At 62.7% G+C, this 22555-nt stretch carries 23 protein-coding genes; 14 read left to right on the forward strand and 9 right to left on the reverse strand.

What is annotated here, in order from left to right; translation table 11 throughout:
- Nucleotides 1–7 precede the first annotated feature (7 nt).
- The 7 genes from ACQKP1_RS04870 to ACQKP1_RS04900 all read left to right on the forward strand — a co-directional run bounded on the left by ACQKP1_RS04870 (nucleotide 8) and on the right by ACQKP1_RS04900 (nucleotide 7000).
- Entirely contained in the window at nucleotides 8–1366 is a 1359-nt protein-coding gene (locus tag ACQKP1_RS04870; RefSeq protein ID WP_427274410.1) for a GntP family permease, read from the forward strand.
- A 156-nt stretch (nucleotides 1367–1522) separates the two neighbouring features.
- On the forward strand, nucleotides 1523–2449 hold the full coding sequence (locus tag ACQKP1_RS04875) for a pirin family protein (RefSeq protein WP_427274411.1): 927 nt from the start codon (nucleotides 1523–1525) through the stop codon (nucleotides 2447–2449).
- An 89-nt stretch (nucleotides 2450–2538) separates the two neighbouring features.
- Nucleotides 2539–4458, forward strand: a complete 1920-nt coding sequence (gene dxs, locus ACQKP1_RS04880) for a 1-deoxy-D-xylulose-5-phosphate synthase (protein ID WP_427274412.1) — start codon at nucleotides 2539–2541, stop codon at nucleotides 4456–4458.
- 74 nt (nucleotides 4459–4532) lie between these two features.
- Complete coding sequence (locus tag ACQKP1_RS04885; RefSeq protein ID WP_427274413.1) at nucleotides 4533–4841, forward strand: DUF1778 domain-containing protein; 309 nt, start codon at nucleotides 4533–4535, stop codon at nucleotides 4839–4841.
- On the forward strand, nucleotides 4838–5383 hold the full coding sequence (locus tag ACQKP1_RS04890; protein ID WP_427274414.1) for a GNAT family N-acetyltransferase: 546 nt from the start codon (nucleotides 4838–4840) through the stop codon (nucleotides 5381–5383). The genes ACQKP1_RS04885 and ACQKP1_RS04890 overlap by 4 nt, the downstream gene beginning before the upstream one ends.
- 87 nt (nucleotides 5384–5470) lie before the next feature.
- A complete protein-coding gene (locus ACQKP1_RS04895; RefSeq protein ID WP_427274415.1) occupies nucleotides 5471–6655 on the forward strand; it encodes an MFS transporter in 1185 nt (394 codons plus the stop codon).
- A 3-nt stretch (nucleotides 6656–6658) separates the two neighbouring features.
- Nucleotides 6659–7000, forward strand: a complete 342-nt coding sequence (locus tag ACQKP1_RS04900; RefSeq protein WP_427274416.1) for a YkgJ family cysteine cluster protein — start codon at nucleotides 6659–6661, stop codon at nucleotides 6998–7000.
- A 5-nt stretch (nucleotides 7001–7005) separates the two neighbouring features.
- Here the strand turns inward: ACQKP1_RS04900 and ACQKP1_RS04905 are convergent, their stop codons facing one another.
- On the reverse strand, nucleotides 7006–7335 hold the full coding sequence (locus tag ACQKP1_RS04905; protein ID WP_427274417.1) for a hypothetical protein: 330 nt from the start codon (nucleotides 7333–7335) through the stop codon (nucleotides 7006–7008).
- Between the two features lie 194 nt (nucleotides 7336–7529).
- On the opposite strand from ACQKP1_RS04905, the gene ACQKP1_RS04910 reads away from it, so the two are divergent.
- From ACQKP1_RS04910 to ACQKP1_RS04920, 3 genes are all read left to right on the forward strand, one after another.
- Entirely contained in the window at nucleotides 7530–8132 is a 603-nt protein-coding gene (locus tag ACQKP1_RS04910; RefSeq protein WP_006726728.1) for a superoxide dismutase, read from the forward strand.
- Nucleotides 8133–8287: 155 nt separating this feature from the next.
- A complete protein-coding gene (locus ACQKP1_RS04915; RefSeq protein ID WP_427274418.1) occupies nucleotides 8288–8611 on the forward strand; it encodes a hypothetical protein in 324 nt (107 codons plus the stop codon).
- A gap of 7 nt (nucleotides 8612–8618) precedes the next feature.
- Nucleotides 8619–8876: a DUF2188 domain-containing protein gene (locus tag ACQKP1_RS04920; protein ID WP_006726730.1), complete on the forward strand. Its 258-nt coding sequence runs from the start codon at nucleotides 8619–8621 to the stop codon at nucleotides 8874–8876.
- A 93-nt stretch (nucleotides 8877–8969) separates the two neighbouring features.
- Here the strand turns inward: ACQKP1_RS04920 and ACQKP1_RS04925 are convergent, their stop codons facing one another.
- From ACQKP1_RS04925 to ACQKP1_RS04945, 5 genes are all read right to left on the reverse strand, one after another.
- A complete protein-coding gene (locus tag ACQKP1_RS04925; protein WP_427274419.1) occupies nucleotides 8970–10985 on the reverse strand; it encodes a HAMP domain-containing methyl-accepting chemotaxis protein in 2016 nt (671 codons plus the stop codon).
- A gap of 228 nt (nucleotides 10986–11213) precedes the next feature.
- Nucleotides 11214–11681 (reverse strand): DUF4424 family protein, encoded by a 468-nt coding sequence (locus ACQKP1_RS04930; protein ID WP_427274420.1) that lies wholly within the window; start codon nucleotides 11679–11681, stop codon nucleotides 11214–11216.
- A gap of 81 nt (nucleotides 11682–11762) precedes the next feature.
- Nucleotides 11763–12326 carry a biotin transporter BioY gene (locus tag ACQKP1_RS04935; RefSeq protein WP_427274421.1) on the reverse strand — a complete coding sequence of 188 codons (564 nt, stop codon included), beginning with the start codon at nucleotides 12324–12326 and terminating at the stop codon, nucleotides 11763–11765.
- A 32-nt stretch (nucleotides 12327–12358) separates the two neighbouring features.
- Complete coding sequence (locus ACQKP1_RS04940; protein ID WP_427274422.1) at nucleotides 12359–12964, reverse strand: energy-coupling factor transporter transmembrane component T family protein; 606 nt, start codon at nucleotides 12962–12964, stop codon at nucleotides 12359–12361.
- Entirely contained in the window at nucleotides 12958–13638 is a 681-nt protein-coding gene (locus ACQKP1_RS04945) for an energy-coupling factor ABC transporter ATP-binding protein (protein ID WP_427274423.1), read from the reverse strand. The genes ACQKP1_RS04940 and ACQKP1_RS04945 overlap by 7 nt, the downstream gene beginning before the upstream one ends.
- A gap of 177 nt (nucleotides 13639–13815) precedes the next feature.
- Between ACQKP1_RS04945 and ACQKP1_RS04950 the strand changes: the two genes are divergently transcribed.
- From ACQKP1_RS04950 to ACQKP1_RS04965, 4 genes are all read left to right on the forward strand, one after another.
- Nucleotides 13816–15003: a winged helix-turn-helix domain-containing protein gene (locus ACQKP1_RS04950; RefSeq protein WP_427274424.1), complete on the forward strand. Its 1188-nt coding sequence runs from the start codon at nucleotides 13816–13818 to the stop codon at nucleotides 15001–15003.
- 93 nt (nucleotides 15004–15096) lie between these two features.
- Nucleotides 15097–15456 (forward strand): GNAT family N-acetyltransferase, encoded by a 360-nt coding sequence (locus tag ACQKP1_RS04955; RefSeq protein WP_427276401.1) that lies wholly within the window; start codon nucleotides 15097–15099, stop codon nucleotides 15454–15456.
- A 120-nt stretch (nucleotides 15457–15576) separates the two neighbouring features.
- A complete protein-coding gene (locus ACQKP1_RS04960; protein WP_427274425.1) occupies nucleotides 15577–16011 on the forward strand; it encodes an antitoxin Xre-like helix-turn-helix domain-containing protein in 435 nt (144 codons plus the stop codon).
- Between the two features lies 1 nt (nucleotide 16012).
- On the forward strand, nucleotides 16013–16711 hold the full coding sequence (locus tag ACQKP1_RS04965; RefSeq protein WP_427274426.1) for an RES family NAD+ phosphorylase: 699 nt from the start codon (nucleotides 16013–16015) through the stop codon (nucleotides 16709–16711).
- A 207-nt stretch (nucleotides 16712–16918) separates the two neighbouring features.
- Here ACQKP1_RS04965 and ribB read toward each other — a convergent pair whose 3' ends face one another.
- The 3 genes from ribB to ACQKP1_RS04980 form a co-directional block, all read right to left on the reverse strand.
- Complete coding sequence (ribB, locus tag ACQKP1_RS04970; RefSeq protein ID WP_427274427.1) at nucleotides 16919–18019, reverse strand: 3,4-dihydroxy-2-butanone-4-phosphate synthase; 1101 nt, start codon at nucleotides 18017–18019, stop codon at nucleotides 16919–16921.
- A gap of 10 nt (nucleotides 18020–18029) precedes the next feature.
- Nucleotides 18030–19124 (reverse strand): chorismate synthase, encoded by a 1095-nt coding sequence (gene aroC / locus ACQKP1_RS04975; protein ID WP_427274428.1) that lies wholly within the window; start codon nucleotides 19122–19124, stop codon nucleotides 18030–18032.
- A 175-nt stretch (nucleotides 19125–19299) separates the two neighbouring features.
- Complete coding sequence (locus ACQKP1_RS04980) at nucleotides 19300–22353, reverse strand: putative bifunctional diguanylate cyclase/phosphodiesterase (RefSeq protein ID WP_427274429.1); 3054 nt, start codon at nucleotides 22351–22353, stop codon at nucleotides 19300–19302.
- Nucleotides 22354–22555 lie beyond the last annotated feature (202 nt).

Genomic DNA, 22555 nt, shown 5'->3' on the forward strand with positions numbered 1-22555 from the left:
GGCCCCCATGTCTGTCCTGATTATCCTGCTTGCCCTGACGCTGCTCATTGCCGGGGCCTGGGCTGGCGCATCCGTCCTGGCACTTGCGCCGCTGCTTGCAGTGGTCGCCGCCTTACTGTCCGGAGATCCGGCGCTGGCCAGCTATACCCAAGTCTTCATGAAGGGAGCGGGAGGGTTCGTCATCTCCTTCTTCCCGCTCTTTCTGCTGGGAGCCATGTTCGGGCGAGTTATGGAGATGTCCGGGGCCGCAGACACCCTGGCAAGGGCGATTGCCGACCTGGTGGGCCGCAAGAACGCGATACCTGCCGTGGTGCTTGCTTGCGCCGTTTTGACCTATGGTGGCGTCTCGTTGTTCGTCGTGGCCTTCACTGCCTGGCCGCTGGCGCGTGCCCTCTTCATTCAGACCGCTCTTCCAGCCCGACTGATCCCGGCGACCATTGCGCTCGGTGCCTTCACCTTCACCATGACGGCACTTCCCGGAACGCCGTCGATCCAGAACGCCATTCCGATGACGACCTTCGCCACGACGCCTTTTGCTGCCCCGGGTCTCGGCCTGATTGCGGGCGGCATCATGCTTGGTCTTGGACTACTCTGGCTTCGGACAAGAACCGCACGTCTGGCCGGAGAGCCGCCACCTGTTCGAAACGGTGCCCCGTCGGAGACAGTTGCGCTGCCCCTATGGCGGGCGGCCCTCCCGATTGCATCGGTGGCGCCGATGACGCTGCTGATGGATCAGTTCATTCTGCCGGGTCTCGATACCAGCTATCTGGCAGACCCGGTTTACGGCGCAACGGAGCTGGCAAGGGTCAAGGGGCTCTGGTCCGTCATCGCGGCCCTGACCTTCGGCCTGGTCCTCGCCCTTGTCGTCAGCCCACCACCGAAGATCCTCGAAACGACTGGGGCGGGCGCAGAAAGCTCGCTCCTTCCACTGTTCAATACGGCAAGCCTCGTCGGCTTCGGCGCCGTGATTGCCATCCTCCCGGGCTTCGAAGTCTTGCGGTCGGCGATCGATGGCCTGTCGGGCGGCAATGTCGTGATATCGGCAGCCCTCTCCTCGGGGCTTCTCTCCGGGATTACGGGCTCGGCCTCTGGCGGAATGTCGATTGCGCTGGATGTGCTGGGTCCGACGCTCGTTGCGCAGGCGGCAAGCCAGAACGTGGATCCCGCTCTCTTGCACAGGGTGATCGCTGTTGCGACGGGAGGGCTCGATACCTTGCCGCACAACGGCGCCGTCATCACCCTGCTCGGGATCTGTGGCATGACCCACCGTCAGGCTTACGGCGACATCTTCGTCGTCGCAGTCCTGGTGCCGCTGGTTGCCTGTGCGGCGATCGTCTTATTGGGGATCGGCTTCGGAAGCTTCTGAATTTCGATGGCTATCGGATGCAGAGGCCGATCACGCCTCTTTCCGTTCTCGTGACCATCGAAAAAAAAGCCCTCGGTGGTCGCTCGGTAGCGCCCTATGATGGGAGCATCACCCTACGAGAGCGGCGCGTTCTGAACGTAAACGAAGAGGTTTTTCATGTCCTTCTTTCCCGGCAACGACCCCGTACCCGGCGACGCCTTTGCCTGTGACGCCATTGAACATCTGATCATTCCCCGTTCCAGCGACATCGGCGGTTTTGCGGTGCGGCGCGCGCTCCCCTCTGTCCGGCGCCGTCTCGTCGGCCCCTTCATCTTCTTCGACCGCATGGGGCCTGCCGTCCTGAAGGCGGGGGAGGCGATGGATGTCCGCCCGCATCCGCATATCGGACTCTCGACCGTCACCTATCTCTTTGACGGCGAGATCAAACATCGCGACAGTCTCGGCACGGAGCTGGTCATCGCCCCCGGCGACATCAATCTGATGACCGCGGGCTCCGGCATCGTGCATTCCGAGCGCACGCCGGAAAACCTGCGCGGTCATCCACTCTCGATGTCGGGGCTGCAGACCTGGATCGCGCTCCCGGATCATCTGGAGGAGATCGATCCGGCCTTCGCCCACACGGCGAAGGGCGAGCTGCCGACTTTCAATGATCGCGGCGCTTCCGGTCGCGTCGTCATCGGCGGCATGGGCGGATTGCGTTCGCCGGTCACGACGTTCTCCGAGACGCTTTATGTCGACCTCGCTCTTGAGCCCGGTGCCCGCTTCCCCTTCGACGCCGGCCAGGAAGAGCGCGCCCTCTACATTCTCTCCGGCGAGATCGAGATCGCCGGCGACCGCTTTGCCCAGGACCAGCTTCTCGTCTTCCGCCCCGGCGACGCGATCACCTTGATCGGCGGCGCGGCAGGCTGTCATGTCATGCTTTTCGGTGGCGCTGCCATGGAAACCCGGAAACATATCTGGTGGAACTTTGTATCGTCGTCCAAGGAACGCATCGAACAGGCCAAGGAAGAGTGGAGAACTGGCCGTTTTGACATCGTTCCCGGCGACGAAGACGAGTTCGTGCCTTTGCCGGAGGGCCGTTGACCGCTATATAAGCGCTTGATGACGTGGAATTGCCCTGATCGTCGGGGGATGGTATCGCGCATCCAAACAGACTGAAGAGGCATCAGCCCGTGACATCCCTGCCCGATACCCCGCTCCTGGACAAGGTCAATCTCCCGAAAGACTTGAAGGCCATTGAGGATCGCGACCTGCCGCAACTGGCGCGCGAGGTCCGCGACGAGATGATCGACGCGGTGTCGAAAACGGGAGGGCATCTGGGCGCGGGCCTCGGCGTGGTCGAGCTGACGATCGCGATCCACAAGGTCTTCGAGACGCCGGATGATCGGCTGATCTTCGATGTCGGCCACCAGTGCTATCCGCACAAGATCCTGACCGGCCGCCGTGACCGCATCCGCACGCTGCGCCAGGAAGACGGCCTCTCCGGCTTCACCAAGCGCGCCGAGAGCGAATACGATCCCTTCGGTGCTGCCCATTCCTCGACCTCGATTTCTGCCGGTCTCGGCATGGCCGTTGCCGCGGAGTTGTCCAAGACCGACCGCAAGGTGATCGCCGTGATCGGCGATGGCGCCATGTCCGCCGGCATGGCCTATGAGGCACTGAACAATGCCGGAGCCCTCGATGCGCGCCTGATCGTCATCCTCAATGACAACGACATGTCGATCGCTCCGCCGACGGGCGCGATGAGCGCCTATCTCGCGCGCCTCGCCTCCGGTCGCAGCTATATGGGCTTCCGCGAGTTCGGCAAGAAGCTGACCGCCTATCTCGGCAAGACCGTCGACCGCGCGATCACCCGCGCCGTCGAGCATGCCCGAGGTTATGTCACCGGCGGCACGATGTTCGAGGAGCTCGGCTTTTATCATATCGGCCCGATCGACGGTCACTCCTTCGACCACCTTCTGCCGGTGTTGCGCAATGTCCGTGACAATGCCAAGGGCCCTGTGCTGATCCATGTCGTCACCCAGAAGGGCAAAGGCTATGCGCCGGCCGAAGCCGCGGCCGACAAGTATCACGGCGTCAACAAGTTCGACGTCATCACTGGCACCCAGGCCAAGGCCAAGCCGAACGCGCCGGCCTATACCTCCGTCTTCGCCGATGCGCTGGTCGAGGAAGCCCGCCACGACGAAAAGATCGTCGGCATCACCGCCGCCATGCCCTCGGGCACCGGCCTCGACAAGCTGCAGTCGCTCTTCCCCGAGCGCACCTTCGATGTCGGCATTGCCGAACAGCATGCGGTGACCTTCGCCGCCGGCCTCGCCGCCGAAGGCTTCAAGCCCTTCTGCGCCCTCTATTCCACCTTCCTGCAGCGCGGCTACGACCAGGTCGTGCATGATGTGGGCATCCAGGGTCTGCCGGTCCGCTTCCCCATCGACCGCGCCGGCTTCGTCGGCGCCGACGGCCCGACCCATGCCGGCTCCTTCGACACCGGCTTCCTTGCGGCACTGCCGGGCTTCGTGGTGATGGCCGCAGCCGACGAGGCAGAACTGAAGCATATGGTCCGCACCGCAGCCGCCTATGACGAAGGCCCGATCTCCTTCCGCTATCCGCGCGGCGAAGGTGTCGGCGTTGCCATGCCGGAGCGTGGCGAGATCCTTGAAATCGGCCGCGGCCGCATCGTTAAGCAGGGCTCCAAGGTCGCGCTCCTCTCCTTCGGAACGCGTCTCGCCGACTGTCTGCTGGCCGCCGAAGACCTCAATGCTGCCGGCCTATCGACCACGGTCGCCGACGCCCGCTTCGCCAAGCCCCTCGATCACGACCTGATCCGCCAGCTTGCCCGCCACCACCAGGTGGTCGTGACAGTCGAGGAAGGCGCCGTCGGCGGCTTCGGCAGCCATGTCATGCATTTCCTCGTCAACGAGGGACTAATCGACAACGGGTTGAAGGTCCGCTCGCTCGTCTTGCCGGATGTCTGGATGGATCAGGCCAAGCCCGAAGTGATGTATGCCCGCGCCGGACTAGATGCGGCGGGTATTCTGAAGACGGTGTTTGCGGCGTTGGGCCAGGACGTGCCGGGCGTGATTGCGGCGGGCTGAGCCACCTTCAGCGGCGAGATTGAAGTGTACGCCAAAACGGCGTACGCTTGTGGCGAGACGTGAGGGCCGCCATCATGAGCACAGCGAAGGACATCCGCCAGACCAAAGAAGACCGCGCGACGGAGCGGATGCACTTTCGCACCAAGCCGCATGTGAAACAGGCGATCCAGCGCGCCGCTGCGATCAGCGGTGTCGATGAGACGGCTTTTGCGATGAATGCAGCCTATGCTTCAGCACTCGCGACCATCGAGGCTCATGAACGGACACTTCTACAGCCGATCGATCATGGCGCCTTCTTTGAAGCACTCGACAACCCACGTCCCCCGACGGACGCCTTACGAAAGGCTCTCGCCAGCCACAAGTCGCGCGTCATCAGCAGATGAGTGACGAGGGGCACTCGGTCGTCATCGAGTTGCTCGATCCCGAGCGCCATGATCGGGACAACTTCTCCTGTGGTGTCGAGACCGTTGACAACTATTTCCGCAAGACCGCGAACAAGCTCGCCAGGGCTGGCAATGCGCGCGTCTACGTGATGACCTCCGAGATAGGCGATGTGATCGGCTTCTATGCCCTCAATGCCCATTCTGTCGATTTCACGGAACTGCCGTCTCGCTACGCCCGGACACGCCCATCCCACGGCGCGATCCCGGCCGCCTTCATTTCCATGATAGGTGTGGACCAGCGATATGCCGGACAAGGCTATGGCGGCGATCTGCTTGCCGACGCCCTGCTGCGGATCGTGCAGGCAGCCGAGCGGATCGGTATTGCGGTGGTCATTCTGGACGTGCTGGACGACGGCAATCCGGGTCACGTCGCCCGTCGAAAGGCACTTTACCTGCGCTACGGGTTCGAGGCGTTACCGTCGAACCCGCTCCGGCTATTCTTGCCGGTGGCGGCCATACGCGAGGCGCTGGCGACCCTCTGACATCTGCGCCCCTCTCTGGACTTCCCCCAATCCCCCCGCTAGACCGGGCCTTCAATCGACGGGCGCGAAATGCGCCTCGGAGGCCCCATGCACACCGCACCCACCACGGATATCGCAGCCGACATCGCGCCCGATTGGGCGGCGATTGTGGTCGTCATCCTGGGGGTGACGGCCTTTGCGGTGGGGCAGGGGCTCACCTATCCGCTGATCGCGCTGATCCTCGAAAGCCGCGGTGTCTCCTCCAGCATGGCGGGGCTCAACGCCTCGGTCTTTGCGCTGGGCCTCGCCTCATCGACGCTTCTAATCGGGACGCTGACGCAGAAGATACGCGGCGACCGGTTGATCGTCGCCTCGCTGTGTGGCGTCTCCGCCTGCCTCGCCACCTTCTCGGCCTTCGATGAGCTCTGGATCTGGTTCGTCGCCCGCTTCCTGCTCGGATTCTGCACCAGCATCATCTACACGGTCTCCGAAGCCTGGCTGAACACCGCCTGTCCCGACCGCCTGCGCGGACGTGTCTCCGGGGCCTATAGCGCCGGCATGTGTGCAGGTTTTGCCGCAGGTCCGCTCGCCATCCCGCTCGTCGGCATCGAGGACGGCTTCGCCTTCGCCCTGACGGCGGCCTACGTGGCACTCGTCGCCTTCGCCTCCGTCATGCTCGGCCGCTATGCCAAGACCAAGCCGGAAGCCTCGGAAGCCGGCGGTCTCCTGACCTTCGTCAAAATGGCGCCGGTGCTGACACTGATGGTCGTCGCCTTCGGCTTCTCGGATATTGCGGCGATCTCGATGATCCCGCTCTATTTCTTCGAGCGTGGCTACAGCCAGAACTTTGCGGCCTTCGTCGTTACCATGGTGGCTTTGCCGACGGCGCTTGCCCAGCCCTTTGTCGGCTGGCTGCTGGATCGCCTGTCGCGACCGGTCATTGCCGTCTCCGGCTCGCTGATTGCCGCCATCGCCTTCCTGGCGCTTCCCTTGATGACCTCCGAGGTTGCCCTGCTGATCACCATTTCAATCCTGGGTGCCGCAAGCTTCTCGCTCTACACGGCCGCGCTGACCCTACTCGGCGAGCGCTTCCGTGGCGGTCTGCTGGTCTCGGGTGCCGCCGTCTTTGCGCTGGCTTATGCGATCGGGAGTGCCGCCGGCTCCGGCAGCACGGGGCTGACCATGGATCTGATCTCGGTCGATGCCGGGCCTGTTTTCGTCGGCCTCTTGATGCTGGGCTTCACCGGCTTCTTCGCCGTGAACCTTTTGCGCCTCCGTGCAGCGAAGCGCTGACCCATGCTGGAAACCTCCCCACCCGACATCTTCGACTGCCAGACCTGCGGTGCCTGCTGCGCCTATTCCGCCGACTGGCCGCGCTTTTCCATGGAAAGCGATGAGGAGATCGCCGCCATTCCCGAAGCAATGATCGCCAATGACGAGAGCGGCATGAAGTTCGAGAATGGGCGCTGTGCGGCTCTGACCGGCGAGGTCGGCAAACATGTCGGCTGCGCCGTCTATCTCGTGCGTCCGCATGTCTGCCGTACCTGCATGCCCGGCGACGAGGAATGCAAGATCGCCCGCGCCGAGTTCGGTTTCCCGATCGAAGGCCTGCCGGAGCCCGAGATCTTCGAGACCTGATCTGGTCAAGGGATACTGATCGTCACCTGATCGGCAGGCAGTTCGCCGCCGATCTCGGCCGTCTGGCTCTTCTTGTCATAGACGCAGATGGAACTGACGACAGCATCGGCCCCAACAGCTTTGCCCGTCAGGATCGCCACGCCATAGCTCTCGGTGCCGAAGGGATCGACGACGACCTTTGGCTGCTCAATCCGCCCTTCTGCAAGCACGGCGCATTTGGCGGCGACATCCTTGGCAAATTCGTCCCAGGCATCGCCCGACGCGGCGATTGCCGATGAGGCGAGATGACTGAAGACGATTGCGGTCGCCGTCAAAAGCTTGCGGGAACGGAGCATGCGAACCTCGGTTGGATGCAGTGAGGCTTCAAACCTCGGCTGGAACGGGCCATCGTGCAAGTCCAAAAACGGAAGAGATTTCTTTCCCTTGTGAGCCGTATTTTGGAAGGGCAAAGGTTGCCTGCGCGTTGTTCCGCACCTATGTTCCCGTCACCTGCCAAAACGCAATCCATTTGCCAAAAGGAGATCTCACCATGGCCTTCGAATTGCCCGCCCTCCCGTATGCCTACGACTCGCTGGCACCGTTCATGTCGGCTGAAACCCTCGAGTTTCACCACGACAAGCACCATCAGGCCTATGTGACCAACGGCAACAACCTCTTGAAGGATTCCGGCCTCGAGGGTCTGTCTCTCGAAGAGATCGTCAAGCAGTCCTACGGCAAGAATGCCGGCCTCTTCAACAATGCAGGCCAGCACTACAACCACATCCACTTCTGGAACTGGATGAAGAAGGATGGCGGCGGCAACAAGCTTCCCGGCAAGCTGCAGGCTGCCATCGACAGCGATCTCGGCGGCTATGACAAGTTCAAGGCCGATTTCGTCGCAGCCGGCACCACCCAGTTCGGCTCCGGCTGGGCCTGGCTCTCCGTCAAGGACGGCAAGCTCGAAATCTCCAAGACCCCGAATGGTGAAAGCCCGCTGATCCACGGCGCATCCCCGATCCTCGGCGTCGATGTCTGGGAACACTCCTACTACATCGACTACCGCAATGCCCGTCCGAAGTACCTCGAAGCCTTCGTCGACAGCCTGATCAACTGGGATTACGTCCTGGAAATGTACGAAGCCGCGACCAAGTAAGCGCTTCCAGACATCCGCCTTCGAAACGCCCGGTGCCCTGCATCGGGCGTTTTCGTTTGCAGCGAGTTTCGTTCCCTTTGTGCGCTGCATTGGAACCATCCCGCCCCGCTCACGTTTCTTGGGCAAGATCCCGAAACAAGAAAAGGAGCCGATCCATGGCGACGTCCAACCTGCAGGCAGAACTGCGCGAACTGCGCGAACAGATGACCGAGTTGAAGGAAGTCATCGGTCGTCAGGCCGGTCGCGCCGGCTATGATGTCCGTCACCGCGCGTCGGAAGCCTGGCAAGAGGCGGCCCGCACAGCAGGCACCGTGGCGGACTATGCCCGTGACGGTGCCGACACCGTCGCTGGCGTCGCTCGTCGCCATCCGGCGGCTGCGTCCACGGCCCTCATCACGCTTGGCATCATTGGCGGCGTCATCGGCTATCTTGTCGCCACCTCGACGCCGGCAAAGCGCGACCGCTGGCATTGGAATTGAGGCCGGGATGGTGAAGGTCACCTATCACGTCGTGGCCCATGACGAAGGCTATGCCTATCGCCTCGGCGACGTCTACTCGGAGCCTTATCCGACACACGAACAGGCGCTTGCTGCGGCCCGTCAGGCCGCCGGCGCCCAGCAACTCTCCGACGGCGACGCCGAAATCAGCTGGCAGGACGCCGAGGGCGAGTGGCATCACGAACATGCGGACGGTGCGGACCGCCCCATGACGGACGTCGTCGACGATGTCGAGGACGACCGGTAGCCTGACTGTTTTGAGTCCAGGCAAAAGGGAAAGCCCGTGGCGCAAGCCACGGGCTTTCTTGATTCTGCTGAGATTGCTCGGGGAGCAGCCCGGTCAGAATTCCGTCCAGTCCTGCTTCGCCGGTTCTGCGGGCGCCGCAGAGCCCATGCCGAAGGCCCGGCCGAGCTTGCCGGCAAGCGCACGCGCCGGCGAAGGGGCAGGGCTGTGGGCGGCAGAGGCAGCAGCCGGCTGGCGCGGCACAGATCGAGCAATGGGCGCAGGCGTCGCATGCGCAGGCGCGGTGGCACGTTGTTGCGTCCGGTGAGGCACAGTGGCGGATGCGCCCTGGCCAAGACGGAACTGGGCGAGCAGCGTGTTGAGCGAATCCGCTTCCGCTGCCAGCGTGTGGGAAGCAGCCGTCTGTTCTTCGACCATGGCGGCATTCTGCTGCGTGCCCTGATCCATTGCTGTGACGGCGAGATTGATCTCCTGCAGTCCGGTCGACTGTTCGCGCGCCGCAACCACGATCGCGCCGACATGGTGGCTGATCTCCTGAACGGCGCTGACGATCTTGTCGAGCTCGGTGCCTGTCTCGCCGACCAGCGCCACGCCATTGCCGACCTGCGCGGTCGAACGTGAAATCAGCGACTTGATCTCCTTGGCCGCATTGGCCGAGCGTTGCGCCAACTCCCGCACTTCCTGGGCAACGACGGCGAAACCCTTGCCGGCCTCGCCGGCACGGGCCGCCTCTACGCCGGCATTGAGGGCCAGAAGGTTGGTCTGGAAGGCGATGTCTTCGATTACGCCGATGATGCTGGAGATCGACTGCGACGACTGCTCGATCTCCGTCATCGCCTGAACGGCGTTCCGGACGACTTCACCGGAGCGTTCGGCACCGGACCGCGTGCTGTCCACGAGCTGGCCCACATCTTCGGCGCGTTTGGCCGTGTCGCGAACGGTCTTGGTGACCTGTTCGACCGCGGCGGCCGTTTCTTCGACAGATGCTGCCTGCTGTTCGGTGCGCCGCGCAAGGTCGTCTGCCGAGGCGCGAATTTCAGCTGCACCGGCATGGATCGCATGGGCATTTGCGCCCACGGTTCTCAGCGCCGCATGCAGCTTCTCAAGAGACTCGTTGAAGTTGCCACGCAGACTGTCGAGATGGGCGGCAAAGGGCTTTTCAAGCCGGAACACCACATCGCCTTCGGAGAGTGCCGAGAGGCCCTTGGCGAGCTCGGTCATGGCGAAGCGCACTTCCTCGGCTTCGCGGGCCTTTTCCGCTTCGGCCTTCTGACGGTCGGCCTCGGCCTGTTCGCGCATCGTGCGACGCTCGTCGGACATGCGCGCGCTTTCGATTGCCGCATCCTTGAACACCAGCACGGCTTTCGCCATGCGGCCAACTTCGTCACCACGATCGACGGCCGGCACTTCGACGGCGTGGTCGCCGGCGGCCAGACGCGCCATGGCATTGGTCATGCCGGTGATCGGCGTGACGATCGAGCGGGCGAGCAGCCAGATCAGACCGACCGCAAAGACGCCGGCGACGGCTGCACCGAGGGTCAATGCCAGTTCGAGGGCGAAATGCGCCGCGTCGAGACGGGCGCGGGTGGCAGCGGTCTCCACTGCCAGCAGGCTCTTGATATCGGCGGCAGCCGCGCGGAAGGTGTCAAGCGCACCCGCGGCGTCCGACTTGCCGATGATCGCGATCTCTTCGATCGATGTCTGGCCTGCCTTGCGGGCGGCGATCTGCGGATCGGCAATCTGCTTTGCATAGGTCTCTGCGGCGGCCCGCATGGCGTCGAGGCGGGTCGCAAGCGCGTTGTCGCTTGCCGCCAATGTTTTCGCCTCGGTGATGGCCGCATCGAGCGCCTGGCGCTCGGTGGTTACGGCTGCAAGCGTGCTTTCGCTGCCGAGGAGGAGGTAACCACGCTCGTTTGCCGCCTGCTCGGCCATGGCAGTCTTTGCGGCATCGACGAGGTTGACGATGCGCTGGGCGCGGTCCTGGTCGACCAGCGCGGACTTGGCCGTATAGGCCTGCACGAAGACGACGACGGAGGCCAGGAAACATCCGGCCATGATGGTGCAAAAGGTGAGGATCAGCTTTTTGCTGAGCGAAAGGTTTTTGAGGAACATGATCATGACTTTCGGGCGCGCGAAAACGGCGGGACAGCCGGAAGGCCGGCGTCCAGATGCAGCGGTGACATGATCCGTTCAGGCGTTTGCGCCTCCATCATGGAGTGCTCAGGGGGACACCGGAAACGATCGATCGGTGGCAATCCTGTCGGAAACGATTTTACAAGCCGTTACCAAGACATGGCCGAATGACCGCAGTCGCCGAATTTGGTGGAATTTGCCACCATTTCACGGAGCCTGCATCGCCACCTTGTTCGACACGACGAGAAGGATGTTGAGGTCGCGTTCGGGATAGAAGTCCTTGGCGCGCATCTCGAATGTCGTCGGGCCGGTCTTCTTCACGCCTTGCCCGCAGAAACTGACGATGGATTCCGGGTTCAGCTTGTCGACGGTGAGGCGGAAGTCGCCGATCGGACCATACCAGTTGTTGCCGGTGGTCAGAATGCCGCCGATCTTCGGCATGGGGAAGGCGACGATGGTGCTGACCGGCTTGTCGCTCGTATTGCGGTAGAGATATTTTACCTCCACCTGCTCCGGGGATATGTAGAGATCTTCCTTTGCCATCGTGATCTCGTCGCTGCGGGTAAACACGAGCCCACCAGCCTCCAGCGTCGCCATGGAGTCATTGGCAAGGACTGTAGTGGTGGCAAGGGCCTGCAGAGCGCAGGCGAGCATCAGTTTCGGCACGGTCGTCACGGTTCGAAATCCCCAGAACCCAGAACGGAAAATGCCACCTTAACGGTGGCATTTCGATTCTTGAACGACGCTTTCTGGGTGTTATGCGCGGGCCGGCAGCAGCGGATAGCCGACGAGCACGGCGCGCGCCGCAAGCGTGGCAATCGCCGCTTTGACCAGGTCGCCGGGAATGAAGGCCAGCGACCCCAGGACGACCTTGTCGAAGGGCGTGCCGGCGACGAGCGACAGCCATGGCATGCCGCAGAGATAGACGACACCGATGCCGCCAACGACGCTGGCGACAAAGAAGCCGGTCATCTGCCGGACGGCCGACTGGCCCTCGCGCACGAGCTTTTCCGCAAGGAAACCGGTGACGAAGGCGCCGATGATCCAGCCGAAGATATAGCCGCCCGTCGGTCCCATCAGCACGTGGAGGCCGCCACGACCACCCGAGAGGACGGGAAGGCCGACGGCGACGAGCACGACCAGCAGCGCATAGGCGGCGGCACCGCGTTTCGCCCCGATGATGCAGCCGGCGAGCATGACGCCCATCGACTGCGCCGTGATCGGTACCGGCAGCAAGGGGATCGGCACCGGCGGAATGAAGCCGAGCACGATGATGATCGCGGTGAAGAGGGCTGCGAGCACGATGTCTCTGGTGGTCATTGAACGGGTCCCCGGTAAACTTTCTGGGGTTTTTACTGACCCCGAATTCCCCGGGCGTCAATCGCTTCGGCGATCCGATCGGCATCCTTCAACGTCGAAATGATGAGGGGGCCGAGCATCCGCGACAGCTTGACCGGAATGCCGCGCGCCGCATGCGCCTCCTTCAGCGCTTCGTAGCGCGCCGCAATCTCAGGCACGAAGCGCAGGACGAGCCCAAGGGCAAGACCCAGATCGGCCGCCTTCATGAGCCCCAGCCGCTCGAGCGGCCGGGCGAAATCGGTGACGGCGGCCATGAAGTCGGCAATGGTGGTGGAAGCCGTAACGGCAGCCGCGAGCAACAGGATCGCAACGAGCCTGAGCGTGATCACGAGGGCCTCGTGAGGCGACAGAAGCAGCAGATTGACCAAAGCGAGAAAGGCAATCGTGAACAGCACCGGCTTCAGCCGCCGAAAGCCTTCCGGCACGCCGATCCCGGTTGACAGATAGAGAGAGCCGGTGGCGATCAGGGCCAAAGTCAGCACCAGCGGATGATCGACCCAATACAGGGCCAGCCCGAAAGCCATCAGCCCAATAAGCTTCGGCTTGACCGGGATGCGATGCAGGAGGCTTTGCCCCTCCACATGCAGGCTCGTCAGCATTCGGCAATCTCCCGGTAGTGGGTGATCGCTTCGATAGCCTCTCCGTCAAAGACGAGCGCCCCTTCGTGGAAGACCAGCACGCGGGAAAAATCCGCCACCAGATCGAGGTCGTGGCTGATGACCACGGCCTGTTCGCCCAACCCCTCAATCGCCGACTTCACCCGCGCCCGGTTTCTAAGGTCCAGCTGATTGGTCGGTTCGTCGAAGATCACCACGTCAGGACGGTTGACGCAGACGGCCGCCAGCGCTGCAAGCTGTAGCTCCCCTCCGGATAGCTCGTGGGGCCGCCTTGCCGCGAGATCGCTGATCCCGAACCGGGCAAGGACCTCATCCACCAGTCGATCCACCTCGTGAGCGGCCATCCCCCTCGATTTCGGCCCGAGCGCGATATCCTCGCGAATGACAGGCAAAATGATCTGATGGCCCGGGTTCTGGAAGATGAACCCCGTCTTTGCCCGGGCCGCCTTCTCGTCGGCAACCGTATCCAGCCCATCCAGCGTCACCGTGCCGGATGTCGGCTTGGCAAGCCCCGCGATCAGCCGCGCAAAACTCGTCTTTCCCGAACCATTAAGCCCGATCACGCCGATCCGAGGCTCGATGAGCGACAGCGTCAGCGGCGAGAGAGCCACACGGTCGCCGAAGCGCAACTCGGCCTGGTCGAAACGGATGTGCAAGGTGAGGGGTCTCCTGAAAGATCCGTTCCTATAGACCGCTGGCGCCCGGGCTTCCAGCCTCTGCTGTGAAGCAATCGGTGCGCAACGTGGATCCTCGTCCGGCCCAGGTTGCAGATCGTGGCCCCCTGCAAGTTCTAGCCATTGAACAAACCGCGAACATGTCCTAGCCTCCCAATCATGTCGATTCCCGTCCCCAACACGCTTGCGCGAAAAATCTTCCTTGAACGGCAGGGCCTGTCGCGCTCGCCAACCAAGGCGCTCGGGCGTGATGGGCTCTACGACCTGATCCACGATCTCGGCTTCGTTCAGGTCGACAGCATCCAGTGGGTCGAGCGCGCCCATCACCAGATCCTCTTCTCGCGCAACCAGACCTACCGGCCAAAGGATCTCCAGCATCTCCTCGAAAAGGACCGCTCGCTTTTCGAGCACTGGACCCATGATGCCTCGGTCATCCCTTCAGCCTTCTTTCCCTATTGGAAGCACCGCTTCGTCCGCCGCGAAGAGCGTATCCGGCAAAACTGGGCGAAATGGCAGGGGGAAGGCTTCGACCAGGCCTTCGAAGAAACCTATGCCCGCATCCGTGACCGCGGTCCGGTCATGGCCCGCGATGTGAAGGCTGAGGACCACAAGTCCGGTGGCTGGTGGAACTGGCATCCTTCGAAGACGGCGCTGGAATTTCTGTGGCATACCGGCAAACTGTCGATTGCCCGCCGCGAAGGTTTTCAGAAGGTCTATGACCTCTCCGAGCGGGTCATCCCCGCCCAACATCACTCCGCAGAAGTAGACCACGACACCTTCGTCGACTGGGCCTGCCGGGCGGCACTCACCCGCCTCGGCTTCGCCACCTCGGGTGAAATCGCCGCTTTTTTCGATATCGTCACCCCTGACGAGGCCAAAGTCTGGGTCGCCGCCCACCGCGACGAGTTGCAGGAACTGCTGCTCGAAACCACAGACGGCAAGCCGCGCGCTTCCTTTGCCTTAGCCGACCAGGTGGCATGGCTCCTCGACGCTCCCGAGCCGCCGGCCCGCATCCGCGTGCTCTCGCCCTTCGATCCCCTGATCCGTGATCGGAACCGAACGGAACGCCTCTTCGGCTTCTTTTACCGCATCGAGGTCTTCGTGCCCGAGCCGAAGCGGCAATACGGCTATTACGTCTTCCCGCTGCTCGAGGGTGATCGCTTGATTGGCCGGATCGACATGAAGGCGGAACGCAAGGAAGGTCTACTCGATGTCCGCCGCCTCTGGCTGGAACCGGGTGTGAAGCCGACGGCCGGCCGCCTCGATAAGCTGGAAGCCGAACTGCAGCGTGTCGCTCGCTTTGCCGGTATGGAAACCGTACGCCTCCAGCCGGGCTGGCTCGGTTGAGCAAGCACGATCACCACAGAGACAGAAAGATCCGACGTGACCGACAACAGCGCCTACCGCATCGAACCTCGTGTGCCTGCCATAGAAGACTACATGCGTCTTCGCCTGGAATCGGGCCTCACGCCGTTTGCGCGCGAAGCCGCCGAAAAGGGCCTGCCGAACTCGATCTTCGGCGTCAGCCTGATGCTGGGCAATGAGACCGTCGGTATGGGCCGCATCATCGGCGATGGCGGCTGCTTCTTCCAGGTGACCGACATCGCCATCCTGCCCGCGCATCAGGGCAGGGGGCTCGCGAAAGAGATCATGGCGGCTCTTTCAGACTTCATCGCCACACTGCCGAAGACGGCCTATGTCAGCCTGATTGCCGACGTTCCCGCCAACCGCCTCTACGGCCAGTTCGGCTTTGATGAGACCGCACCGCGCTCGGTCGGCATGGCGCGGCGGGTTGCTTAACACGGAGCGAGAGGCCGCCGGCATTCCGGAATGTCCAAATTGTCGGCCACAGTGTTGCGGTCCCCTTGTATAAGCCTTCAAGTGACGTATATTTTATTTGTCATTTGAAGGAGGTTGGTCATGCTCCATGCTCTCGAACGCAACGCCGTCTCGGATGCCATTCCGCCCCAGGGCTTCTCGGTCGAAGCCGATCGGAAACGACTTTCGGCGACGGCTCTCAAAGCCTTTCGCCGTCTGGTCATTGATTGGGACCTGACCAGCCAGCAGGCAGCGGCATTGCTCGGTGTCTCGCTCAGCACCTGGGAGCGGTTGAAGCCTGAGAGCGTGACGAAAACCCTGAGCCAGGACCAGATGACCCGGATATCGGCGCTCACCGGCATCTACAAGGCCCTGCATCTGCTGTTCGTCGATGCCATGGCCGATCGCTGGCCGATGCTGGAAAACACCGGGCCGCTTTTTGATCGCCGCACGCCCGTTGCTGCCATGATCGAAGGCGGCATCCCGCATATGCTCGAGGTGCGCCGCTATCTCGACGCCGTGCGCGGGGGTCTCTGACTTGGACGTCGCCGGCGTTCCGGTGAGCACGCTTGCCTATCCGAAGACCGTGCGTCTCGTCTCTACCGCACGCTTGCGGCAGGCGGTGCTCGCGCCGCTCGCCGATACTGCCGATGAACTTGCCGAACTCGCCGAGATCGAGGCGGCCACATCAACCCGCATTCAGGCGCAATCGACGGGCATTTCCGGGCTGGCCGCCAACGAGCTCGTCTACGATGTGCCGCATGCCCATTTCATCAATGCGAGCTTTGCCTATGCAAAGCCGCGCGAACCCAATCGCTTCAACGGCGAGACGCGCGGCGCCTGGTATGCAGCACTCGGCGTCGAAACCTGTCTCGCCGAAATCGCCTTTCACATGACGGAGTTCCTGTCGCGGACGGGCGTCTTTGAAGCGGTCGCCGATTATGCGGAAATGCTGTGCAGCACATCGGGAGAATTTCTCGACCTGAGGGCGTTGCCCCATCATCCGTCGCTCTCGCCGGAAAAGGCAATCGGCTACCCCGAGGGCAACCGCCTGGCATTCGAAGCGAGGCGCGCAGGCTTGAACGGCATCGTCTACCCGTCGGTCCGCCATGATAGCGGAACCTGCTTCGCCATCTTGCGTCCCGCTGCCGTCCAGTCGGTGCGCCAGGGGGACGTCTGGCGGCTAAGCTGGAAGGGCAGGCCGGAGCCGGTGGTGGAAGGGCCGATCGGGACTTGAGTGTTTTGACTGGGGTCACCCCCACCCGACGCTGCGCGTCGACCTCCCCCCTCAAGGGGGAGGTGGGTGGTCGCCGTTAGCCTTGGTGCGAGCGCTAGCGGTAACACTCCACCCTCCCCTTGAGGGGAAGGGTCGGACCGAAGGTCCGGGGTGGGGTGATCAGGCGGCCGTAAGCCGCCACATGGCATCAATCGAGAGGGAAGACCCTCAGACGATTTCCGTCGCCGCAATGCGGATCCCGAAACCTTCAAGGCCGACATAATGGCGCTCGCGCGATGAGAAGAGCCGGATCGAGGTGACGCCGAGGTCCTTCAGGATCTGCGCACCGAGGCCGATTTCCAGCCACTCGCTCTCGCGCGCCTGCGCTTCGGAATGGTCCTCGCGCTCGTGTTTGCCGCTGCGCGCCGTCGTCGAGACGCCGACGCCGACGGATCCCTCGCGTAGATAGACGATGACGCCACGGCCCTTTTCGGCGATCCGCTTCATGATCCCGTCGATCTGGCGATCTGTCCCAAATACGTCCTTGCCGACATGCTCCAGATGCAGGCGAACCGGAATGTCCTCACCATCACGGATATCGCCGAAGACGACGGCCAGATGCTGCATCGGATCCCACGGCAGCGAATAGGCGAATGCCTTGGCTGGGCCATAGGGGGTCTGCAGATCGAAATTGGAGACGAGCTGGATCAGGGTTTCCTTGCGCTGCCGATAGGCGATGAGATCGGCGACGGTGACCTGCTTCAGGCCGTGCTTCTCTGCGAAGGCTGCCACCTGCGGCCCGCGCATCACGGTGCCATCATCGTTGACCAGTTCGCAGATCACACCAACTGGCGGCAGCGACGCGAGACGGCAGAGATCGACGGCCGCTTCCGTATGGCCGGAGCGCATCAACACGCCCCCCTCGCGGGCCACCAGCGGGAAGATGTGGCCGGGGCGGACGAAATCAGAGGGACCGACATTCGGATTGGCGAGATTGCGGACCGTCAGCGTCCGGTCATCGGCAGAAATGCCCGTCGTCGTGCCATGCTTGAAATCGACGGAGACGGTGAAGGCCGTGGTGTGTGCGCTATCGTTTTCCGCTACCATCGCCGATAGGTTCAGGCGCTTGGCCTCTTCCTTGGGCATGGGCGCACAGACGATGCCTGAGGTATGGCGCACGATGAAGGCCATTTTTTCTGCGGTGCAGTGTACTGCCGCGACGATCAGATCACCTTCGTTCTCGCGGCCGTCATCGTCCATGACGACAACGATTTCGCCGGCTTCGAAGGCTCTGATGGCCTCGACGACGCGTTTCTGGTCAAAGCTCATGGGACAGTCCTTATCTGGTCCGGCCGTTCTGGCCGCGGTCTCGCAGGATATGGTCGAGGATGGTGCAGGCGAGCATCGCCTCGCCGACGGGCACGGCGCGGATGCCGACGCAAGGGTCGTGGCGGCCTTTCGTCCTCACATCGACTTCGTTGCCATCGGCATCGATCGAGCGCTTTTCGGTCAGGATCGACGAAGTCGGCTTGATGGCGAAGCGCGCGACGATCGGCTCGCCGGTCGAAATGCCGCCAAGCACGCCGCCGGCATGGTTCGACAGGAAGACGGGCTTGCCGTCCGCCCCGATCCGCATCTCGTCGGCGTTCTCCTCACCGGTGATTTCGGCTGCCTGGAAGCCGTTTCCGACCTCGACACCCTTGACCGCATTGATCGACATGAGGCCGGCTGCGATCTCCTGGTCGAGCTTGCCATAGACGGGTGCGCCGATGCCGGCCGGGACGCCTTCGGCGATGACTTCGATCACGGCTCCGACAGAGGAGCCTGCCTTGCGAATGCTGTCGAGATACTCCTCGAAGACGGGAACCATCGCGGCATCAGGGCAGAAGAACGGGTTCTGGTCGACCTCAGCCCAATCCCAGTTCTCGCGGTTGATCTTGTGCGTGCCGATCTGCACCAGCGCGCCACGGATGGTAACGCCGGGCATGGCAAGGCGGGCCAGCGCACCGGCTGCTACGCGGGCGGCCGTCTCGCGGGCGGAAGAGCGCCCGCCGCCACGATAGTCGCGGATCCCGTATTTCAGATCATAGGTATAATCGGCATGGCCGGGGCGATAACGCTTGGCGATCTCCCCGTAATCCTTCGAGCGCTGGTCGGTATTCTCGATGAACAGCGAGACCGGCGTACCCGTGGTGATCATCGTGCCGTCTTCCTGCGGCATGACGCCGGAGAGCACTTTCACGATGTCGTCTTCGCGCCGCTGGGTGACGAAGCGCGACTGGCCGGGCTTGCGCTTGTCCATGAAGACCTGCAGATCCTCCTGGGTGAAGCGGACACCCGGAGGGCAGCCGTCGACAACAGCGCCAAGCGCCGGCCCGTGGCTTTCGCCCCAGGTGGTGACGCGGAAGAGGTGACCGAAGGTATTGTGCGACATGCGTATGCTACCGTCCCATTCTCGTCCGCCGGAACGTCTTCCGGCGGGCCCTGCCTTGGATGGCGTCACTCATAGAGCAAATTGACAATTTCTGTGAAGCGCTTTTGCGCCGCGCGCCGCCGATTTGCGACGACACAGTGTCACCGCGACATCTGTGATCCGGCCATGCGCTGGCTCAAGACGCCTTGCGCTGTGGCAGGCGGTCCACGAAGCGGGTGAAATCCTCGAAGGATAGCGGTTTGGCGAAGGCGTAACCCTGAAGGTAGTCGCAACCGAGCTGCCGCAGGATGCCTGCATGTTCATGGGTCTCGACGCCTTCAGCGACCGTCTCGATGCCGAGGGAGCGGGCGATCTCGACGATATTGCGCACGAGGCTTCGTTCCTGTGGCTGCACGGTCACCGGCATCACCAGCTGGCGGTCAATCTTCAGCCGTTTCGGCTTGAGCTTCAGGAGCGAGACGATCGAGGTATGGCCGGTGCCGAAATCGTCGATTTCGATGTCGATGCCGAGCGCCTTGATCCTCTCGATATTCTCGGAGGCAAACGTGTCGCTATCGTCAAGGAAGATCGACTCCACCAATTCGAAACAGATCGAACCGGGTGTGATCGAAAGGCCTTTCAACTGGTCGATCAGGTTGTCGTCATGCAGGCGCTTGGACGATACGTTGACCGAAATGCGAGGCACCTGCATGCCAAGCGCCGTCCAGCGCATCTGGTCCTTGAGCGCGGTCTGCAGCACGAGTTCGTCGATGCGTGCCATCACGTTCAGGTCTTCGGCGACCTTCAGGAAGTTGCCGGAGGCAAGGATGCCGCGGTCCGGATGGCGCCAGCGGATCAGGGCTTCCGCGCCACAGAGCTGCATGCTGGAGGCCTCGAATTGCGGCTGGTACCAGACGATGAACTCGTCGCGGTCGAGACCGGCCAGCATGTCGTCGGCCATGCGCTTCTTGGCGACGATGTTGGCCTGCAGGTCCGGGGTGAAGAACTCGTAGCAGTTCCGGCCTTTTTCTTTGGCCTGGTACAGCGCGATGTCGGCGTTGATCAGCACCTTGCGCGGGTCGGGTGCCGCGCCTTGGGACTGGGCAATCCCGATCGAGACGCCGCAGCGGCAATCGAAGCCTTCGAAGTCGAGCGGCTGGCGCATCTCGTCGATGATCTTATTGGCGAGCGCCGCCAGCTCGTCGACCGAAGTCTGCCGCCGTGCCAGAACCACGAATTCATCGCCGCCAATGCGGGCGACGAGATCGCCGCGTGGCACGTGTTTCATCAGGATGCGAGAGGCATGCACCAGCATGGCGTCACCAGCCGCATGGCCGAGCGTGTCGTTGATTTCCTTGAAGCGGTCGAGGTCGAGATGCAGGATTGCGAACTTGGACGATTGGCGATTGCCATTGCGAGCCAGCGTGTCGAGTTCGAGGTCGAGCTTGCGGCGGTTGGCGAGCGAGGTCAGTGGATCGTGCAGGGCGTTGAACTCGATGCGGTTCTTGGCGAGTTCCAGCTCGATGTTGCGCATGTCGGCTTCCGCCTTGGCATTGCGCAGCTGTTCGGCAAGCAGCGCGTCGGCCGTGACGTCAAAGGCAATGCCGATCAGCTTCTTCTTGCCGTCGCGCCCGATATGCGGCTGGCCGACCGAGCGGATGTAGCGGGTCTCACCGTTTTGAAGGACGACGCGCTGGGTCGTGTTGAGCGTCTGATCCAGCGTCGCGGCCCGCTTGGTGGCAAGCTGAATTTCTCCGCGATCGTCGGCATGCAGGCGAGACAGCCAGAGATGCTCGGTCACAGGCTTGTCACTGTAGGGGATCCCGTAGAGCTGGTGCATGCGCTCGTCCCAGATCGCGCTCCGTGTCACTGGATCGCCTTCCCAGGTGCCGCAATTGTAGGAGCCGAGCGCCAGATCCAGGCGCTGCGAGGCTTCTGCCAGCTGGTGCTCGCGGCTTGAGAGTTCCTCGAGGGCAAGCTCGAGCTCGGCATTCTTGATGTCGCTGTTTTCCTTGGCGCGGCTCAGCGACTGGGTGACCAGCGTATCGGTCGTCACGTCGCAGACGATACCTGTGATGCTGCCGTCGCTCGTGCGAGCGCCAACCGAACGCAGATAGCGGAAACTGTCGTCCGACAGTGGAACGCGGTAGCTGATGTCCCATTGATCGGCGGTCGCGGCGACGACGGCGTCGAAATAGAGCTGTTCGGCGCGACCGATATCATCAGCATGCAGCGATGCGAACCAGTCCGCCAACCGGTCTTCTTCGTCGGTCAGGCTGTTGGGCAGGCCATGCAGGCCGGCACTGCGACTGTCCCAGATCAGCGCATGGGTCGAGGCGTCGATCTCCCAGATGCCGATATTGGACGTCTCCAGCGCGAGCTGAAACCGCTGCGACAGTTCGAGCAGCCGCTGTTCGCGACCCCGCAAACGCTTGATGTTCAGGTTGCGCTCGCGCAGCAGGAAGAGGGCAAGCAGCACGGAGCTGGTCATCGCGACGACGCCGGCGAGTACCAGGAGGCGGCTCGGCAAGAGCCTGTTCATGGCGGCATTCCAGCCCTCTGCCGGCACGCCATGCAGAGTGTAGCTCAGATGTTCGTCGGCAGACGTGGCGGTGACCGGGTTATCATCGAAAATCGTCTCGTCACCGAAGACTTCATCGGTTCCATCGGCGGAGGGCATGACGATGGCGACCTTGGTGTGGTCGTGACCGTCATGGTCCGGCAGGTCCACTTCCGTCAGCAGTTCATAGTGATCGAAGAAGCGGTCCGCATTGATCTCGACGACGAGGGCGATCCATGCCGCGCTCGACTGCCACGAAACGGGCGGCACCGGAATATCGATGCTGATGGTGCGCGAATCCCTGGTGACTTTCGGGGTGAAGGCCATGCGAGCGGGATCGTCGAGCGTGGCGAGGCGAATACTATCAAACTGAGGGTTGTCGACGATCAGGCGGTTTACAGTCCGATTGAACTCCAACGGAGACAACATGCCGTCATCGGCGATGTCGTCCGCCAAAGACAAGGCAAGATTGATGTCGTGATCCAGATGGGTCTTGATGTCCGACTGCACGCGCAGGAGGCGATCCAGTATGCCGTGCTCGATGCGGCCCTTCTCGGTCAGCGCGGTCTGGCGGTCGATCATCAGCCCGGCGGACACGATGAGCACGCTCAGCACTGCAGCACCGATCAGCCAGAGCATGCCGTTGCTCAGTCGCCTGTCGGCACGCGCGTCCATCGTCAACTTGCGCAAGTGTAAGCTTCCCTTGACCCCGATTGCGCTAAGCCTATGGGTCTGCGGTTAATTTAGGATTTCGTCAGGGGCAGGTTTTTTTATCGTTTCGCTGTTTATCGGACGCACGAAAGACCTTGAGCCCATAGTTTGTCGGGGGACAGCGGCGAACGCGCTTGATCCCGGTTGCCCTTCGGGTCCACTATCCCCCGAAATGACATTG

Source organism: Allorhizobium sp. NPDC080224 (genome assembly GCF_050281005.1).
In the GTDB taxonomy this organism is placed as follows: domain Bacteria; phylum Pseudomonadota; class Alphaproteobacteria; order Rhizobiales; family Rhizobiaceae; genus Allorhizobium.

Coding starts and splice junctions, on each gene's coding strand:
- ACQKP1_RS04870 (WP_427274410.1), top strand. CDS start 8: ATGTCTGTCCTGATTATCCTGCTTGCCCTGACGCTGCTCATTGCCGGG.
- ACQKP1_RS04875 (WP_427274411.1), top strand. CDS start 1,523: ATGTCCTTCTTTCCCGGCAACGACCCCGTACCCGGCGACGCCTTTGCC.
- ACQKP1_RS04885 (WP_427274413.1), top strand. CDS start 4,533: ATGAGCACAGCGAAGGACATCCGCCAGACCAAAGAAGACCGCGCGACG.
- ACQKP1_RS04890 (WP_427274414.1), top strand. CDS start 4,838: ATGAGTGACGAGGGGCACTCGGTCGTCATCGAGTTGCTCGATCCCGAG.
- ACQKP1_RS04895 (WP_427274415.1), top strand. CDS start 5,471: ATGCACACCGCACCCACCACGGATATCGCAGCCGACATCGCGCCCGAT.
- ACQKP1_RS04900 (WP_427274416.1), top strand. CDS start 6,659: ATGCTGGAAACCTCCCCACCCGACATCTTCGACTGCCAGACCTGCGGT.
- ACQKP1_RS04905 (WP_427274417.1), bottom strand. CDS start 7,335: ATGCTCCGTTCCCGCAAGCTTTTGACGGCGACCGCAATCGTCTTCAGT.
- ACQKP1_RS04910 (WP_006726728.1), top strand. CDS start 7,530: ATGGCCTTCGAATTGCCCGCCCTCCCGTATGCCTACGACTCGCTGGCA.
- ACQKP1_RS04915 (WP_427274418.1), top strand. CDS start 8,288: ATGGCGACGTCCAACCTGCAGGCAGAACTGCGCGAACTGCGCGAACAG.
- ACQKP1_RS04920 (WP_006726730.1), top strand. CDS start 8,619: ATGGTGAAGGTCACCTATCACGTCGTGGCCCATGACGAAGGCTATGCC.
- ACQKP1_RS04925 (WP_427274419.1), bottom strand. CDS start 10,985: ATGTTCCTCAAAAACCTTTCGCTCAGCAAAAAGCTGATCCTCACCTTT.
- ACQKP1_RS04935 (WP_427274421.1), bottom strand. CDS start 12,326: ATGACCACCAGAGACATCGTGCTCGCAGCCCTCTTCACCGCGATCATC.
- ACQKP1_RS04940 (WP_427274422.1), bottom strand. CDS start 12,964: ATGCTGACGAGCCTGCATGTGGAGGGGCAAAGCCTCCTGCATCGCATC.
- ACQKP1_RS04950 (WP_427274424.1), top strand. CDS start 13,816: ATGTCGATTCCCGTCCCCAACACGCTTGCGCGAAAAATCTTCCTTGAA.
- ACQKP1_RS04955 (WP_427276401.1), top strand. CDS start 15,097: ATGCGTCTTCGCCTGGAATCGGGCCTCACGCCGTTTGCGCGCGAAGCC.
- ACQKP1_RS04960 (WP_427274425.1), top strand. CDS start 15,577: ATGCTCCATGCTCTCGAACGCAACGCCGTCTCGGATGCCATTCCGCCC.
- ribB (WP_427274427.1), bottom strand. CDS start 18,019: ATGAGCTTTGACCAGAAACGCGTCGTCGAGGCCATCAGAGCCTTCGAA.
- aroC (WP_427274428.1), bottom strand. CDS start 19,124: ATGTCGCACAATACCTTCGGTCACCTCTTCCGCGTCACCACCTGGGGC.